The sequence below is a fragment of the Polaromonas sp. genome (assembly GCF_049790275.1).
Classification (GTDB): Bacteria; Pseudomonadota; Gammaproteobacteria; order Burkholderiales; family Burkholderiaceae_C; genus Polaromonas.
Genome location: NZ_JBAQYR010000041.1, coordinates 19,958 through 35,317 on the forward strand (window position 1 = coordinate 19,958; position 15,360 = coordinate 35,317).

A 15,360-nucleotide genomic window follows, 5' to 3' on the forward strand; every position below is an offset into this window, starting at 1 on the left:
ACATGCAACAAGACATCCTGATCAACTGGTCGCCCCAGGAAACCCGCGTCGCAGTGGTCGAGTACGGCGCGGTGCAGGAGCTGCATGTGGAGCGCACGCTGGAACGCGGCCTGGTCGGCAATGTTTACCTGGGCAAGGTGGTCAGGGTGTTGCCGGGCATGCAGTCGGCGTTTATCGACATCGGGCTGGACCGTGCCGCTTTTCTGCATGTGGCCGACCTGATGAGCAGCATCAACAGCCGGCACGCCGACGCGGACAACGGAGCTTCTTCAGCGGCGCCATTGCAGCCGATCGAAAAGCAGCTGTTCGAAGGCCAGGCGCTGATGGTGCAGGTGCTCAAGGACCCGATAGGGACCAAGGGCGCCAGGCTGACCGCGCAAATCAGCATTGCAGGCCGCCTGCTGGTGTTCCTGCCGCAGGACAACCACATCGGCGTGTCGCAAAAAATACCGGCCGCGCAGCGCGAGGACCTGCGCAAGCGGTTGCAAGCCCTGACCTCGGACATGGGCGGCGGCTTTATCCTGCGGACCAACGGTGAAGAGGCCAGCGACGCGGAACTGGGCGAAGACATCGCCTACCTGCGCAAGACATGGACACGCATCAAGGAAGCCGCACTGCGCCTGCCGCCCACCTCGGTGCTGCACCAGGACCTGAGCCTGCTGCAGCGGGTGCTGCGTGACCTGGTGGTCGAAACCACCCAGAGCATACGCATCGACTCGCGCGAGCAGCATGAAGAACTCAGGCGTTTTGCCACCGAGTTCATGCCCGCCACCCTGCAGCGGCTGCAGCTGCATTCGGGCGAGCGTCCGATTTTCGACCTCTTCAACATCGATGAGGAAATCGCCAAGGCGCTGGGCCGCCGGGTGGACCTCAAGTCGGGCGGCTACCTCATCATCGACCAGACTGAGGCGCTGACCACGGTGGACGTCAACACCGGCGGGTTTGTCGGCGCGCGCAATTTTGACGACACCATTTTCAAGACCAACCTCGAAGCGTCGCAGGCGATAGCCCGGCAGCTGCGACTGCGCAACCTGGGCGGCATTGTGATTGTCGACTTCATCGACATGATGCAGGCCAGCCACCGCGATGCCGTGCTCGCGGAGTTCCAGAAACAGCTCGCGCGTGACCGCATCAAGACCAATGTGAACGGCTTCTCGGCGCTGGGCCTGCTGGAAATGACCCGAAAGCGCACGCGCGAATCGCTGGCGCACCAGCTGTGCGAACCCTGCAGCGCCTGCATGGGCAAGGGCGTGGTCAAGACCGCACGCAGCATCGGCTACGATATCCTGCGTGAAATCCTGCGCGAGGCCCGGCAGTTCAATCCGAAAGAATTCCGGGTGATTGCGTCGCCGAAGGTGATCGAGCTGTTTCTCGACGAGGAAAGCCAGCACCTGGCGGGCCTGAGCGACTTCATCGGCAAGCCGATTTCGCTGCAGTCCGAAACCGCCATGGCGCAGGAACAGTACGACATCGTCCTGCTCTGACGCACCGCCGTCGCCCTGCATGCCCGATACCGCCAGCCCCCTGCGCCCGATACCGATTCTGGTGTACCACCAGATCAGCGAGGCTCCGCCCAAACCGGCGCCGTTTCGCAGTCTTTGCGTGGCGCCAGCCTCGTTCGCCCGGCAGATGGCCTTGCTCAAGCTGCTGGGCTACCAGGGCCTGTCGATGAGCGGGCTGCTGCCTTATCTGCGCGGGGAAAAAACCGGCAAGGTGGTGGGCATCACCTTTGACGACGGTTACCAGAACAACCTGACCCATGCGCTGCCTGTGCTGCAGCGCCATGGCTTTTCCTCGACCTGTTATGCGGTCAGCAAGCTGCTGGGCAAGACCAATGTCTGGGACAAGGACATCGGTGTTGCGCAGGTGCCGCTGATGAACGCCGACGAGTTGCGTCTCTGGGTGGCCGGCGGCCAGGAGGTGGGGTCCCATACGCAAAACCACGCCCGTCTGCTGCAGATCGACGCGGCCGCGGCGCTCGCGGAAATGACCGGGGACAAAGCTGCGCTCGAAGGTTTGCTGGCCACGCCGATCCGGCACTTCTGTTATCCCTTCGGTGAGTACGGCCCGGAGCATGTGGTGATGGCCCGCCAGGCGGGATTCCAGACGGTGACCACCACGCACCGCGGCCGCAGTTCCGCCATGAACAAGCTCATGGAGTTGCCGCGGGTGCCTGTCGTTCGTTCGACCAGCTTGCCGGTGTTCTGGCTCAAGATTGCGACGGCGTACGAAGACCGGGACCGCGGGTGAATGCATCGCTTCATCAGCCGGTAGCCAGTCGCAGGCTGCGTATTGCCGTCCTGAACCGCATTTTTGACCCGGCGGGCGGCGGGGCCGAGCGATACTCGATTGCACTTGTCGAGCAGCTCGCGCAGCACCACGAGATTCACGTGTTCGCCCAGCAGATCAGGCACCACGCCACGGGCGTGACTTACCACCTCGTTTCGATGCCCTTGCGCAAGCCGCGCTGGCTGAACCAGCTCTGGTATGCCACCGCCACCTGGTGGGCCACGCGCCGCGGGTTTGACATGGTTCATTCGCATGAGAACACCTGGCACGGGCAGGTGCAGACCGTGCACGTGCTGCCGGTCAAGTACAACCTGTTTCATGGCCGGACGGGCTTGCGCCGTGTGCTGGCCTGGGTCAAGGTCTGGACCAGCCCGCGCCTGCTGACCTACCTGGGGCTGGAGCGCCTGCGTTTCATGGCCCGCAAAGGGCGGCACGTGGTGGTCACCTCGGCCAGCCTGGGGGACACCCTGACCATCACCTACCCGGGCACGGCGACGATGACCACCGTCATCACGCCCGGCGTTGTGTTGCCCGGGGCACCCGCCAGTGCGGCGGAGCAACATGCTGCCCGCTTGCAGCTCGGCCTGCCGCCAGAGGCGCGCTGTCTGCTGCTCGTGGGAAATGATTACCGCAAGAAAGGCCTGGGAACGTTGCTGCGCGTGCTGCGCGACCTGCCGGCCGATGTGGTGTTGGCTGTGGTGGGCAACCCGGGGCAGATACCCGTGTTTGAACGCCAGGCGCAAGCCGAAGGCGTGGCGGAGCGCGTGTTTTTTCTCGGTTCGCTGCAGGACGTGGCACCTGCCTATCGCGCGGCGGACTGCCTGGTGCACCCGACACTGGAGGACACGTTTGCCATGGTGGTTCTGGAGGCCATGGCGCATGGCCTGCCGGTGGTGGTCAGCAGCGCGGCTTACTGCGGCATCTCCAGTCTGCTCAGCCACGGTGCAGATGCGCTGCTGCTGGACGATCCGCAGGATGCCGCGAAACTCGCCGGCACCCTCCAGCAGGTACTCGGCGACGAGACGCTGCGACAGCAGCTGGGCAGCGAAGCGAGGGCGTTTGCAGGCCGCTACCAATGGCCGGACATTGCGCGCCGGCAGGAGGCTGTGTATTTTGAGTCGCTGGCCGCGGAGCGGGGCTGAGAACGGCGCTCAGGCCACCAACTTGAAGTGTTTGCGGCTGAAGTCCAGGCCGGTCAGCAGCTCGATTTTCCGCATCAGGTGGTATTTGTTTTCCTTGCGGGTGGGCTGGTAGGCCGGGTCGATCTGCAGGTCCTGCTCGGCGCCCGTGAGCAGCCATTCCTGCACGGCTTTCGGGTGGGTTCCCTTGAAAGCCTCCAGCGCGCGCGCATCGAACTGGCTGTACTTGATCTGCATGGTCGTTGAGTCGGCCCAGTACTTGCTGACCTGGTCCAGCTTTTTCTGCATGTCCTCGTTGCGGCGAATCCAGCCGTAGTGGTAAATGTGGGCGTTGGCCAGCGCCGCCTGCGGATTGCGCGGGCGTTTGTGTTCGGTGGTCACCAGCCAGTACTGGCCGTCGGGCGCATAGGAGCGTATGGTGTTCCGGATCAGCCGGCACTCGCGGCGGTACCAGCCGGGGCTGATGGAGACCCACTGCGCCGAACCATAAAAGTGGTGGTAGTCGAAGACCAGTGCTTCCACCGCGGGGTTGTTGTGGTGCTTCTCGACGCTGGCGCGGATCGCGGCCAGGTCCTCTTCATGGACCACCTCGTCACCCTCGAGATAGAAGGCCCAGTCGCCGGTGCAGGAGTACTGCGCGATCATTTTCTGCTGCGCATAGACAAAGCCGCGGTCGGCCATGCGCTCGTTCCAGAGGGTTTCGATCACGCGGATTTTGGGGTCGCCAATGGCCAGCACCCGGGCCAGCGTCTCGTCGCTGCCGCGCCCCACCGCCACGACGAACTCGTCGACCAGCGGAAGCAGGGAGCGGATCGAGGCTTCGAACGGAAAGCCCAGCTCGACGCCATTGCGGATAAAGGTGAAACCACTGATGGAAATTGTCATGAGAGCTGCGCGACTGGCGGGCTTTGCGATAGATCGGCGTCGTACAAACCCAGTTTGTACAGGCGGGAGTAGGGGCCGTCGCGTTCCAGCAGTTCCATGTGTGTGCCGGTTTCGACAATGCGGCCGGCATCCATCACGACAATGCGGCTGGCATGCTGCACGGTGGACAGGCGGTGCGCAATGACCAGCGTGGTCCGGTTGCGCATCAGGCGCTGCAGGGCTTCCTGCACCGCACGTTCGGATTCGGTGTCCAGGGCGGAAGTCGCTTCGTCCAGGATCAGCACCGGCGCGTCCTTGTACAGGGCCCGCGCAATCGCCAGGCGCTGCCGCTGCCCCCCCGACAACTGCGTGGCATTGTGCCCCACCAAGGTGTCCATGCCCTGCGGCAGATCGGCAACAAACCGATCGAGATTGGCAGCTTTCAGGCTGGCCTGCACCCTGTCGCTGTCCACCGCCTGGCCGAGGGCCACATTGGCGGCCACCGTGTCGTTGATCATCACCACGTGCTGGCTGACCAGCGCGAACTGGCTGCGCAGCGCGTCGATCTGCCATTCGCGCAGTTCGTGTCCGTCGAGTTCTATGGTGCCGGACGTGGGCTCAACAAACCGTGGCAACAGGTTGACCAGCGTGGTTTTGCCGGCACCCGACGCTCCCACCAGGGCCACGGTTTCTCCCGGCAGCACGGTCAGGTTCAGCGCGTCAATGGCCGGCGCACTGTCGTCACTGTAGGCGACCCGGGCGTCCGTGAAACGGATTTCCCCAAGCGCCCTGGGTTTCGAAAAATTGCCGCCCGACTCGTCGGGGGTGTGTTCTATCAGGTCCAGCCCGCGTTCCAGCGCAGCCAGGCCGCGCGTGATGGGACTGGCGACTTCAGAGAGGTGCTTGATCGGCGCCACCAGCATCAGCATGGCGGTGACGAACGCCACAAACGAACCGACCGAGGTGCCGTCACTGGAACTTTGCAGCAGGGCCACTGATATCACCGCCGACAGGGCCACGGCCGCCAGCATCTGGGTGGTGGGCGTCATGGCCGCCGATGCGGCAACGGATTTCATCGACAGGCGGCGCAGGGCATCGCTCAGCTGCGCAAAGCGCTGGGCTTGCCCGGCCTGGGCTGCATGCAGGCGGATGTCGCGGTGCGCCAGGACGTTTTCCTCGACAACGTAGGCCAGCGAGTCGGTGGCACCCTGGCTGGCCTTGGTCAGGCGGTACAGGCGGCTGGAGAGCACACGCATGACCCAGGCCACGGCCGGAATCAGCAACGCAACAATCAGCGTCAGCTTCCAGTTCAGGTAAAGCAGGTAGCTGGACAGGGCCAACAGGGTCAGCGAATCCCGCGTCAGTCCCATCACCGAGTTCACCAGCATGGCCGAGCCGTTCTGTACCTCGTAAACGACGGTATTGGCCAGCGTGCTGGCCGACTGGCTGGCAAACAGGTCCAGCCGAGCTGTCAGCAACTTCTGGAACATGGCCTTGCGCACGGCCAGCAAGCCGAGGTTGGTGACCTTGGCCAGCGCAATTTGCGCCACAAACCCGGCAAAACCCCGAACGCCGAAGAGCAGCAGCAGCGCCACGGGAACCATCCAGATGTCGATGCCGCCCTTGCGAAAACCCTTGTCCAGCAGGGGCTGCAGCAGGGCGGGCACCAGCGGTTCGGTCGCAGAAGCGACCACCGTGGCAACGATCGCAATGGCCCAGGCGCTGGGGGACTGGCTGAAGTAGGGCCAGATGCGGCGCAGGCGCTGGCCGATGGGCGCGGGCGAGGCGGCAGCAGCCACATCGCCGGCCACTGGCAATTCACCTGTCGTCAAACCGGAACCCCATGGCCAGAAAGGAGGATAGGCGCCCGGCGCAGGCGATGGCCGGACGCAGGTGCCGCGCCGAAAATGGGGAACGGCTCACCGGGGACAGTGCATGAAGGAACGGCAGTTTTTGGCATGGGCGCCGCGCTAGGGGACGGTGGAGTAAGCAAGCCTGCATTATCGTGGAACAATTGGCGGCCAATTCCTACAAGCGCAACTGCGGACATCGCCCAGAATGACTGGCTTGTCTGCGGAAGTTTGAATTGTGGTGGCTGGCTTGCAAAATTCACCAACACCCGACTTCCATGACCCTTTCCGTCATCATCATCACCAAAAACGAAGAGGCCAATTTGCAGGCATGCCTGGAGTCCGTGCGGTTCGCTGACCAGTGGGTTGTGGTGGACAACGCCAGCACCGACAACACACGCGCCATTGCCAGTGCTTTTGGCGCAGAAGTCACGCAAACTGCGGTCTGGCCCGGCTTCGGTCCGCAAAAAAACATGGCCCTGGGTCTGGCAACGCAGGAATGGGTGCTGTCGCTTGACGCGGACGAACGTGTCACGCCGGAGCTGGCCGCCGAAATACGGCAAGCCATGCAGGACCCATCGGCCCATGCTTTCGAAATTCCCCGGCTCACGCAGTTTTGCGGGCAGTGGATCCACCACTGCGGCTGGACGCCGGACCCTGTGCTGCGCCTGTTCCGGCGCGGCCATGCCGGATTCAGCGACGACCTGGTGCACGAGCGTGTGATCCTGAAGGGGGGTTCACCTTCCCGCCTGTCCAACCGGCTGCTGCACTACAGCTACCCTTCGCCCGCGCATTACTGGCGCAAACTGGAGCAGTACAGCCTGGCCTGGGCCGAGCAGGCGCATGCGCGCGGCAAGACCAGCTCCATGCCCAGAGCGGTAACATCGGGTCTGATGGCCTTCGTGAAAAGTTATTTTTTTCGTCTGGGCATCCTTGACGGCAGCATGGGGTTCGCCGTGTGTGCCATGCAGGCCCAGGCCGCATTCGGCAAGTACTTCACCTTGTATTGTTTGAACCAGCAAAAAAATGCATCCAAAAAATCCTGATTCTTCTTCCACGGCAGGCCTGTTGTCTGGTCGCCGTACCTTTATTGCCGGCCTGAGCGGCGGCCTGGGTTCCCTGATGGTGCTGCCGGCCTGGGCGCAGTTCCGGGTCGAAGTCTCGGGGGTCGGGCTGACCCAGTTGCCGATCGCCATCGCCAGCTTCCGCGGCGACGCCCAGTCCCCGCAAAAAATCGCCGCCATTGTGCAGGCCGACCTGGAACGAAGCGGCCAGTTTCGCCCAGTGGACGCCAGCGGCCAGAACCTTGACGAAAGCGCCAGGCCCGACCTGTCCGTATGGCGCCAGCGCGCCGCCGACTCCCTGCTGACCGGCAGTGTGACCCGCCTGGCCGACGGCCGCTACGACGTGCGCTGCCGGCTCTGGGATGTGGTGCGCGGGCAGGACCTGGGCGGGCAAGGCTACCAGGTGACGCAGGGCGACTTGCGCCTGTCGGCCCACCGCATTGCCGATTTTGTCTATGAAAAACTGACCGGCGAAAAAGGAGTTTTCTCCACCCGCATTGCCTACGTGACCAAGGTCGGACCGCGCTACAACCTGTGGGTGGCTGACTCGGACGGCGAGGGTGCCCAGTCGGCGCTGACCAGCCCTGAGCCCATCATTTCCCCCTCCTGGTCACCAAACGGCTCGCAGCTGGCTTATGTGTCGTTCGAATCGCGCAAGCCGGTCATTTATGCACACGACGTGGCCTCCGGCAAACGCCGCCTGCTGGCCAATTTCCGCGGTTCCAACAGCGCACCCGCCTGGGCGCCCGACGGCAACCAGCTGGTGGCGACGCTGAGCCGTGACGGCGGCTCGCAGCTGTATGCCATTTCGGCTGCGGGTGGCGAGCCGCGCCGCCTGACCCAATCGGCCAGCATCGATACCGAGCCGGCGTTTTCCCCGGACGGAAAATTCGTCTACTTCGTGAGTGACCGGGGCGGTTCCCCGCAGATCTACCGCATGGGCGCCGGCGGCGGCAATGTGGAGCGGGTCACCTTTACGGGGAGTTACAACATATCGCCGGCCGTGAGCCCGGATGGTCGCTGGCTGGCCTATATTTCACGCGTAGGCGGAGCCTTCAAGCTTTACCTGATGGAGCTGGGCAAGGGAACCGCGATCGCGTTGACCGACACCAACGCCGATGAAAGCCCGAGTTTTGCGCCGAACAGCCGGCTCATCGTCTACGCCACCCAGCAGCAAGGCAGGGAAGCCCTGCTCACCACCACGCTGGACGGCAAGATCAAAGCCCGCCTGACCGGATCCACCGGCGACATACGCGAGCCCGACTGGGGACCTTTCCAGAGGTAATTCTTCCGTAGTCCTTTCAGCCTGATCCCATTTCCTCAATTTTTTAAGAAAGTACTCTCCATGAAGCGCATTCTGATTTCACTGGCCTCCATCATTGCCCTGACCGCCGCCCTGGTCGGCTGCAGCTCAGGTGTCAAACTCAGCGACGTTCCTGTTGAAAACAAGACTGGCACGCCTGCCGACCAGTCCGGAACGGGCGGGGCCTCCGGCGTTCCCGGCCGCGATGTGGCACCGGTGCTGATCGGCGCCACCGATCCGTCGCTTGCCGGCCCTCCCGGTGTGGCCAAGGTGATTTACTTCGACTACGACAGCTTTGTCATCAAGCCGGAATTCCAGGGAACGGTTGAAGCCCATGCCCGTTTCCTGAGCGCCAACAAGGACCGCAAGCTGGTGATTGAAGGCAACACTGACGAGCGCGGCGGCCGCGAATACAACCTGGCACTCGGTCAAAAGCGTGCCGAGGCCGTGCGCCGCGCGATGGGCCTGCTGGGTGCCACCGACGCACAGATCGAGGCAGTGAGCTTTGGCGAAGAAAAGCCTGCCGTGACGGGTGCCGGTGAAGAGGCGTATTCGAAAAACCGCCGCGCTGAATTCAACTACCGCTAAGCCGGAGCATCGATCTTGAAGAATTTTCGGACTGCGCTGGGCGCGCTGGGTTGTGTGTTGGCCTGTGCACTGACGTTCAATGCCCATGCGGCCCTGTTTGAAGACGATGAGGCCCGCCGGGCCATTCTTGAAGTACGCCAGCGGCTGGATGCGTCGCAGCAGCGCCTGACCGAAGAGTTGCGCAGGTCCGGTGAGGAAAACGCGCAGCTGCGCCGCAGCCTGCTCGAGCTGTCCGGCCAGATCGAGCAGCTGCGCAGCGAACTGGCAAGAATGCGCGGACAGGACGAGCAATTCGCCCGCGAACTGGCCGAGGTCCAGCGTGCGCAGAAGGACATGTCGCAGGGGGTGAACGACAGGCTCAGCCGGTTCGAGCCTTCCAAGGTGAGCGTCGATGGCCGCGAGTTCACGGCAGACCCAGCGGAAAAGCAGGAATATGAAGCGGCGCTGGCGGTGCTCCGCAAGGGTGAGTTTGCGCCGGCGCAGACCGCCTTCTCCAATTTTCTCAAGCGTTATCCGCAAAGTGGCTACAAGGCGCCGGCACTGTTCTGGCTGGGTAACGCCCAGTATGCCTTGCGCAATTACCGTGATGCCATGGTGAATTTCCGCGCGCTGGTGGCGGCTGACCCCGAGCACCTGCGTGCCCCGGAGGCCGTGCTGGCGGTGGCCAACTGCCAGGTCGAACTCAAGGACGTCAAGGGCGCCCGCAAGACACTGGAAGACCTGCTCAAGGCCTATCCGCAGTCGGAGGCCGCTTCGGTCGCCAAGGAACGTGTGGCCAAACTCAGGTAGGGCTGAGGGGCCGCGCTTGCATTTCACAGCCAGCCCCTAAAATCGGGGGATGGATATCTCCCAACTCAACACACTCACCGCCCAGGTTCTCTGGGCGGCTTTCGTTCTGGCCGCCCTGTTCGGCGCCATTGCCCAGCGCACCCACTTTTGCACCATGGGCGCGGTCAGCGACATCGTCAACATGGGTGACTGGACGCGCATGCGCATGTGGGGCCTGGCCATCGGTGTGGCCATGATCGGGTTTTACGGCATGGCCGCTGCCGGGCTGATCGATCCGTCCAAAACACTGTATGCATCGAACCGTTTCATCTGGCTGTCGGCGTTGGTCGGTGGGCTGATGTTCGGCTTCGGCATGGTGCTGGCATCGGGCTGCGGCAGCAAGACGCTGGTGCGCATAGGGGGTGGCAATCTCAAGTCGCTGGTGGTGTTTGTGGTCATGGCGGTGGCCGCATTTGCCACGCTCAAGGGCATCACCGCCGTGGTGCGCGTTGCCACGGTGGATCGTGTGGCCATTGATTTTTCCGGCAATGCAGCCTTGCCCAATTGGGCCGCCGGTCTGGCCGGTGTCACGCCAGTCCAGGCCGGGCTGGTGCTCGCGCTCGCGCTGGGTGGCAGCCTGATTGTGTGGGCCCTGGCGGGCTCAGAATTCCGCCGCTTCGACAACCTGCTGGCCGGCTTTGGCATTGGCGCGGTGATTGTCGGCATGTGGTGGGTCAGCGGTCATCTCGCTTACGTTGCAGAACACCCGGAAACGCTGGAGGAAACCTTTCTGGCAACCAATTCCGGCCGCATGGAGGCGCTGAGCTTTGTTTCTCCGGTGGCCTACACGGTCGACTGGTTCATGTTTTTCAGCGACAAGACCAAGCTGCTGACGATAGGCATCGTGTCGGTGTTCGGTGTGGTCGCCGGTTCGGCGGCGTATTCGCTGCTGTCGCGCAGTTTCCGCTGGGAGGGTTTTCGCGATGCCGAAGACACCGGCAACCACCTGGTGGGCGCCGTGTTGATGGGGGTGGGCGGCGTGACTGCCATGGGTTGCACGATAGGCCAGGGGCTGTCGGGCCTCTCGACCTTGAGTGCCACCAGCATCGTCGCTGTCGCGGCCATCCTGGCCGGTTGCGTGGCTGGTGTTCGCTACCAGGTCTGGCGGCTGGAGAGGTGATGGCCCCCATGCTTGTCGCTTCGCGTGCCTACGGCGGTGCGCTGCCCCTTGCACGAAGAAGAGGGGCGCTACGCCTGCGGTCCGGCAGGGCCGGTTCCGCGGCCCCTGCTGGAGGAGAGGTCCTCACGCTTGTCGCCTCGCGTGCTGCACCGCCGAGGAGGTTCATTCCCCTTGGGGCAACCCGGTGGAAAATTGCTAATGGCTGAAATCTCCTCCGAACTCCCTGCCGACCTGGAGCGGCGCTTCGGTGGTTTGGCACGCCTGTATGGCGCGGCAGGCGCCGGAAAAATACGCGCCGCCCATGTTGTCGTTGTGGGCCTGGGAGGGGTTGGTTCATGGGCGGCGGAGGCACTTGCGCGCAGCGGGGTGGCCCGGCTGACCCTGATTGATCTGGACCATGTCGCCGAGTCCAACATCAACCGCCAGGTCCATGCCCTCAGCAGCACGCTGGGCCAAGCCAAGGTCCAGGCGATGCGCGACCGTATCACCGAGATTCATCCCGGCTGTGACGTGCGCTGTGTGGAAGAGTTCGTTGATGCAGCCAACTGGCCGGCGATTGCCGGGCTTGATGCACGCGGCGACGGCGCGGTATCGGTGATTGACGCGTGCGACCAGGTCAGGGCTAAAGCCGCCATGGCCGCATGGGCCTTGCGAAACAAGGTCAACTTCATCAGCGTCGGTGCGGCCGGCGGCAAGCGTCATGCGCACAAGGTTGACATTGAAGACCTGTCCCTGGTCACGCACGACCCCTTGCTCGCGCAACTGCGTTACCGCCTGCGCAGGGAACACGGCGCAGCGCGCAAGGGAAAGATCGGTGTGGCGTGTGTGTTCAGCCGCGAGGCGGTGCTGCAGCCAGCCGCAATGGCCGCGGACGCTTCGGCTGAAGACGTTGTGCTCGAGGCATGCGAGGTTCAAGACGATGCACAAAGCGATGGCAGCCTCAATTGCCACGGCTATGGTTCGGTCGTCAGCGTGACCTCCACCTTCGGGCTGTGCGCGGCGGGATGGGTGCTCGGCAAAATTGCTGCGTGAGTTTGCGATGCGCAAAAAAATGACGCTATAATTCAAGGCTTTGCTGCATACGATGCAGCAAAGCCCAGGAAGTATCGAAAGATACCGCCTTGGGGCCTTAGCTCAGTTGGTAGAGCAGCGGACTTTTAATCCGTTTGTCGTGGGTTCGACCCCCGCAGGCCCCACCAGATTGGAGCACCTGGCTTGAAACAGCCAGGTGCTTTTTATTTGGGTTCTTAGCTCAGCTGGTAGAGCAGCGGACTCTTAATCCGTAGGTCGCGAGTTCGAATCTCGCAGAACCCACCAAGCTTCAAGCGCCTGACTGAAAAGTCAGGCGCTTTTTTTATGGCGGCTTGAATTCGAGGGTGAAGAATTGAGTGAGCCAAGACGGGCGTTACGAGGATGCCCGCCTGACACGCCGCAGAAGCAGCCAAAGGACTGCCTCCACCAGACAAAGCATCACTGCAGCAAGGCCGGTGACTTCCCTGATTCCGGATTGCTTTTCCTCGGTAGGAAGCATTTCCAGAGAGCCTTGAACGAAATACACCAGGTCGAGCGCGAGAATGATTGCGATGATTGCCATGGCGCACCGAAGTATCCATGCCATCCATTTCAAAGCCATTGCCCGGGTCCGCGGGCCTGAGGCGTTCATTGATGGCTGTGTCGGAGAGAACATGCCGATCAGGGGACGGAAGAATGCCCCAGCAAGGGGACTTCCAGATGCGCGTGTCGCGCGACACGAATGCAATCTTTCATGTGCTCTTCACCCAAGTAACGGATCGCCGCATACCCAACGGTGGCGGCAACGATCTGGCCCGCGAAAGGCACGTACTTGGCGAGCTGTTTTGTCGTCAGGCGCATGCCGATTTTGGCGGCGGCCTTGAGGACCAGTTCGCGGCTGATGAGTTTTCCGATCAGCACGGAGCCGACCAGGGCAACGGCTTTCTGGACCTGCTCGCGTTTCGTCGGATCAAGCTGGTCGAGCTGTTGCGGCGTGAGGCCGAATTCCTTGTTGATCTCGGGGATCAGTCTGGACAGCATGGCTGCATCGACCGCCCAGTCCAGGCCGGGCAGCGGAACGGCGCTGGCTGCGGCAGCGACCATGGCGCGTTTGTTCAGCAGCTTGCGGCCACGCATGACAGCGGCCTGGAGGGCTGCATCGTCGGAAGCCATTTGAAGGGCGGTAGGCATGAAGGCACTTTAGCCCCAAATGCCAGGCAGGGTTAGAGCCGCGGCCCCAAGCCCCCACGCTTAGGCCAGGGAGGTTTCGATCTGCTCGGTGAGTTCCAGCCAGCGTTCTTCCAGCGTGCCGATCTCGCCCTCAATGGCTTTGAGGCGCTTGCCGGTCTGGGCCATTTCTGCGGGCGCGGTGGTACCGGCCAGCTTGGCCTGTAGCGTGTCGCGCTCGGTGTTCAGCGCCTGCATCTGCTGGTCGATTTTTTCCAGTTCCTTGCGCAGCGGTTTGGTGCTGTCGGACTGTTGCTGGCGGCGCTGGGCATCGTCTTTCTTGCTGGCCGGTTTCTTTACATTAGAAGTGGTTGAAGCCCCCGCCGGCTGTGCGCCGGCAGCTACTGATTTGGTAGCGGACGCGGCGGGCGCCGCAGCGGCACCGCTGCCGGACTTTTTGGCTTCTTCGCGCTGGCGCTTGGCATAGTCCAGCAAATACTTCTGGTAGTCGTCCAGGTCGCCGTCAAACGGCGCCACGCCGCCCTGCGACACCATCCAGAACTCGTCGCAGACGGCGCGCAGCAAGGCGCGGTCGTGGCTGACCAGCATGACCGTGCCTTCAAACTCGTTGAGCGCCATCGACAGCGCCTCACGCGTGGCCAGATCCAGGTGGTTGGTCGGCTCATCGAGCAGCAGCAGGTTGGGGCGTTGCCAGACGATCATGCACAGCACCAGGCGGGCTTTCTCGCCGCCGCTCATGCTGCCCACGGCCTGCTTGACCATGTCGCCGCCGAAATTGAAGTTGCCCAGGAAGCTGCGCAGGTCCTGCTCGCGTGTGGGCTGGTTGCCCATCTTGCCAGCGGCGGTGACTTCCTTGACCAGGCGGATCATGTGTTCCAGCGGGTTGTCGGCCGGGCGCAGTACGTCGAGTTCCTGCTGCGCGAAGTAGCCGATGTTCAGGCCCTTGCCTTCGGTCATGTCGCCACTGATGGGAGCCAGTGTGCGCGCAATGGTTTTGACCAGTGTCGATTTGCCCTGGCCGTTCGCACCCAGAATGCCGATACGCTGGCCAGCCAGCACCGACTTGCTGACGTTCTGCACGATGACGGTAGGTGGCGTGCCTGCGTGCGCATCTTCCGGCGGCGGGTAGCCGAAGTACGCGTTCTGCATCGACAGCATGGGGTTGGGCAGATTCGCCGGTTCCTTGAACTCGAAGGTGAAGTCGGCTTCGGCCAGCAGCGGCGCGATTTTCTCCATGCGGTCCAGCGCCTTGACCCGGCTTTGCGCCTGTTTGGCCTTGCTGGCCTTGGCCTTGAAGCGCGCAATGAATTTCTGCAGGTGGGCAATCTTGTCCTGCTGCTTGTTGAATGCGCCTTGCTGCAACGCCATCTGCTCGGCGCGCAGGTCTTCGAACTTGCTGTAGTTGCCGCCGTAACGCGTGAGCTTGGCGCGTTCGATGTGCACGGTGACGTCGGTCACGGCGTCGAGGAATTCGCGGTCATGGCTGATGACCAGCATGGTGCCCTGGTAGCGCTGCAGCCAGGCTTCCAGCCAGACGAGCGCGTCCAGGTCCAGGTGATTGGTCGGCTCGTCGAGCAGCAGCAGGTCGGACGGGCACATCAGCGCGCGCGCGAGCTGCAGGCGCATGCGCCAGCCGCCGGAAAAGCTGTTGACCGGGTTGTCGAGTTCGCTGACCTTGAAACCCAGGCCGAGGATCAGCGCCTGCGCGCGTGCCTGTGCGTCGTGTGCGCCGGAATCATAGAGGTCCATGTAGGCATGGGCCATGCGGTCGCCGTCGCCGCTGTCTTCGGCGGCCGTCACCTCGGCCTGCGCCGCCAGCAGCACCACGTCGCCCTCGATCACATAGTCGGTGGCGCTTTGCTCGGTTTCGGGCATGTCCTGGGCCACCTGTGCCATGCGCCACTGGGCGGGAATGTAGAACTCGCCGCCGTCTTCGTGCAGCGTGCCGTTGAGCATCGCAAACAGCGAGGACTTGCCCGCGCCATTGCGCCCCACCAAGCCGATTTTTTCACCGGGGTTGAGGGTGACAGATGCGCTGTCGAGAATCACTTTGGAGCCGCGACGCAGCACCACGTTTTTAAGGGTAATCATTTAAACCAAGCAGACACTAGAGAAA

14 protein-coding genes and 2 tRNA genes are annotated in these 15,360 nt (G+C 63.0%); 11 read left to right on the plus strand and 5 right to left on the minus strand.

The features are described 5' to 3' along the window. Window positions 1-2: 2 nt before the first annotated feature. The 3 genes from rng to WA904_RS05110 are packed head-to-tail and all read left to right on the plus strand — an operon-like array spanning window position 3 to window position 3,431. Window positions 3-1,484: a ribonuclease G gene (rng, locus tag WA904_RS05100; protein ID WP_425196043.1), complete on the plus strand. Its 1,482-nt coding sequence runs from the start codon at window positions 3-5 to the stop codon at window positions 1,482-1,484. 19 nt (window positions 1,485-1,503) lie between these two features. Next, window positions 1,504-2,250, plus strand: a complete 747-nt coding sequence (locus WA904_RS05105) for a polysaccharide deacetylase family protein (RefSeq protein WP_425196044.1) — start codon at window positions 1,504-1,506, stop codon at window positions 2,248-2,250. Then, window positions 2,247-3,431, plus strand: a complete 1,185-nt coding sequence (locus WA904_RS05110; protein ID WP_425196045.1) for a glycosyltransferase family 4 protein — start codon at window positions 2,247-2,249, stop codon at window positions 3,429-3,431. Before WA904_RS05105 ends, WA904_RS05110 begins: the two co-directional genes overlap by 4 nt. Before the next feature lie 9 nt (window positions 3,432-3,440). Here WA904_RS05110 and WA904_RS05115 read toward each other — a convergent pair whose 3' ends face one another. Together WA904_RS05115 and msbA are read right to left on the minus strand one after the other, a co-directional pair. Beyond that, a complete protein-coding gene (locus WA904_RS05115) occupies window positions 3,441-4,313 on the minus strand; it encodes a glycosyltransferase (protein ID WP_425196046.1) in 873 nt (290 codons plus the stop codon). Beyond that, on the minus strand, window positions 4,310-6,124 hold the full coding sequence (msbA, locus tag WA904_RS05120; protein ID WP_425196047.1) for a lipid A export permease/ATP-binding protein MsbA: 1,815 nt from the start codon (window positions 6,122-6,124) through the stop codon (window positions 4,310-4,312). The genes WA904_RS05115 and msbA overlap by 4 nt, the downstream gene beginning before the upstream one ends. Window positions 6,125-6,420: 296 nt before the next feature. On the opposite strand from msbA, the gene WA904_RS05125 reads away from it, so the two are divergent. The 8 genes from WA904_RS05125 to WA904_RS05160 all read left to right on the plus strand — a co-directional run bounded on the left by WA904_RS05125 (window position 6,421) and on the right by WA904_RS05160 (window position 12,362). Then, entirely contained in the window at window positions 6,421-7,188 is a 768-nt protein-coding gene (locus WA904_RS05125; protein WP_425196048.1) for a glycosyltransferase family 2 protein, read from the plus strand. 76 nt (window positions 7,189-7,264) lie between these two features. Then, window positions 7,265-8,491 carry a Tol-Pal system beta propeller repeat protein TolB gene (gene tolB / locus WA904_RS05130; protein ID WP_425196152.1) on the plus strand — a complete coding sequence of 409 codons (1,227 nt, stop codon included), beginning with the start codon at window positions 7,265-7,267 and terminating at the stop codon, window positions 8,489-8,491. 60 nt (window positions 8,492-8,551) lie between these two features. Continuing rightward, entirely contained in the window at window positions 8,552-9,097 is a 546-nt protein-coding gene (gene pal, locus WA904_RS05135; RefSeq protein ID WP_425196049.1) for a peptidoglycan-associated lipoprotein Pal, read from the plus strand. Window positions 9,098-9,112: 15 nt separating this feature from the next. Next, window positions 9,113-9,886, plus strand: a complete 774-nt coding sequence (ybgF, locus tag WA904_RS05140) for a tol-pal system protein YbgF (RefSeq protein WP_425196050.1) — start codon at window positions 9,113-9,115, stop codon at window positions 9,884-9,886. 49 nt (window positions 9,887-9,935) lie between these two features. Next, window positions 9,936-11,045, plus strand: a complete 1,110-nt coding sequence (locus tag WA904_RS05145) for a YeeE/YedE family protein (RefSeq protein WP_425196051.1) — start codon at window positions 9,936-9,938, stop codon at window positions 11,043-11,045. 198 nt (window positions 11,046-11,243) lie between these two features. After that, window positions 11,244-12,077: a tRNA threonylcarbamoyladenosine dehydratase gene (locus WA904_RS05150; RefSeq protein WP_425196052.1), complete on the plus strand. Its 834-nt coding sequence runs from the start codon at window positions 11,244-11,246 to the stop codon at window positions 12,075-12,077. A 91-nt stretch (window positions 12,078-12,168) separates the two neighbouring features. Then, a tRNA-Lys gene (locus WA904_RS05155) sits at window positions 12,169-12,244 on the plus strand. Between the two features lie 42 nt (window positions 12,245-12,286). After that, window positions 12,287-12,362: transfer RNA gene (locus WA904_RS05160), tRNA-Lys, on the plus strand. Window positions 12,363-12,450: 88 nt separating this feature from the next. Here the strand turns inward: WA904_RS05160 and WA904_RS05165 are convergent. The 3 genes from WA904_RS05165 to WA904_RS05175 all read right to left on the minus strand — a co-directional run bounded on the left by WA904_RS05165 (window position 12,451) and on the right by WA904_RS05175 (window position 15,335). Next, a complete protein-coding gene (locus WA904_RS05165) occupies window positions 12,451-12,639 on the minus strand; it encodes a hypothetical protein (RefSeq protein WP_425196053.1) in 189 nt (62 codons plus the stop codon). A 98-nt stretch (window positions 12,640-12,737) separates the two neighbouring features. Next, on the minus strand, window positions 12,738-13,247 hold the full coding sequence (locus WA904_RS05170) for a hypothetical protein (RefSeq protein WP_425196054.1): 510 nt from the start codon (window positions 13,245-13,247) through the stop codon (window positions 12,738-12,740). 60 nt (window positions 13,248-13,307) lie between these two features. Then, the gene (locus WA904_RS05175) at window positions 13,308-15,335 is read right to left on the minus strand and encodes an ABC-F family ATP-binding cassette domain-containing protein (RefSeq protein WP_425196055.1); all 2,028 of its coding nucleotides are present in this window, start codon (window positions 15,333-15,335) and stop codon (window positions 13,308-13,310) included. Window positions 15,336-15,360 lie beyond the last annotated feature (25 nt).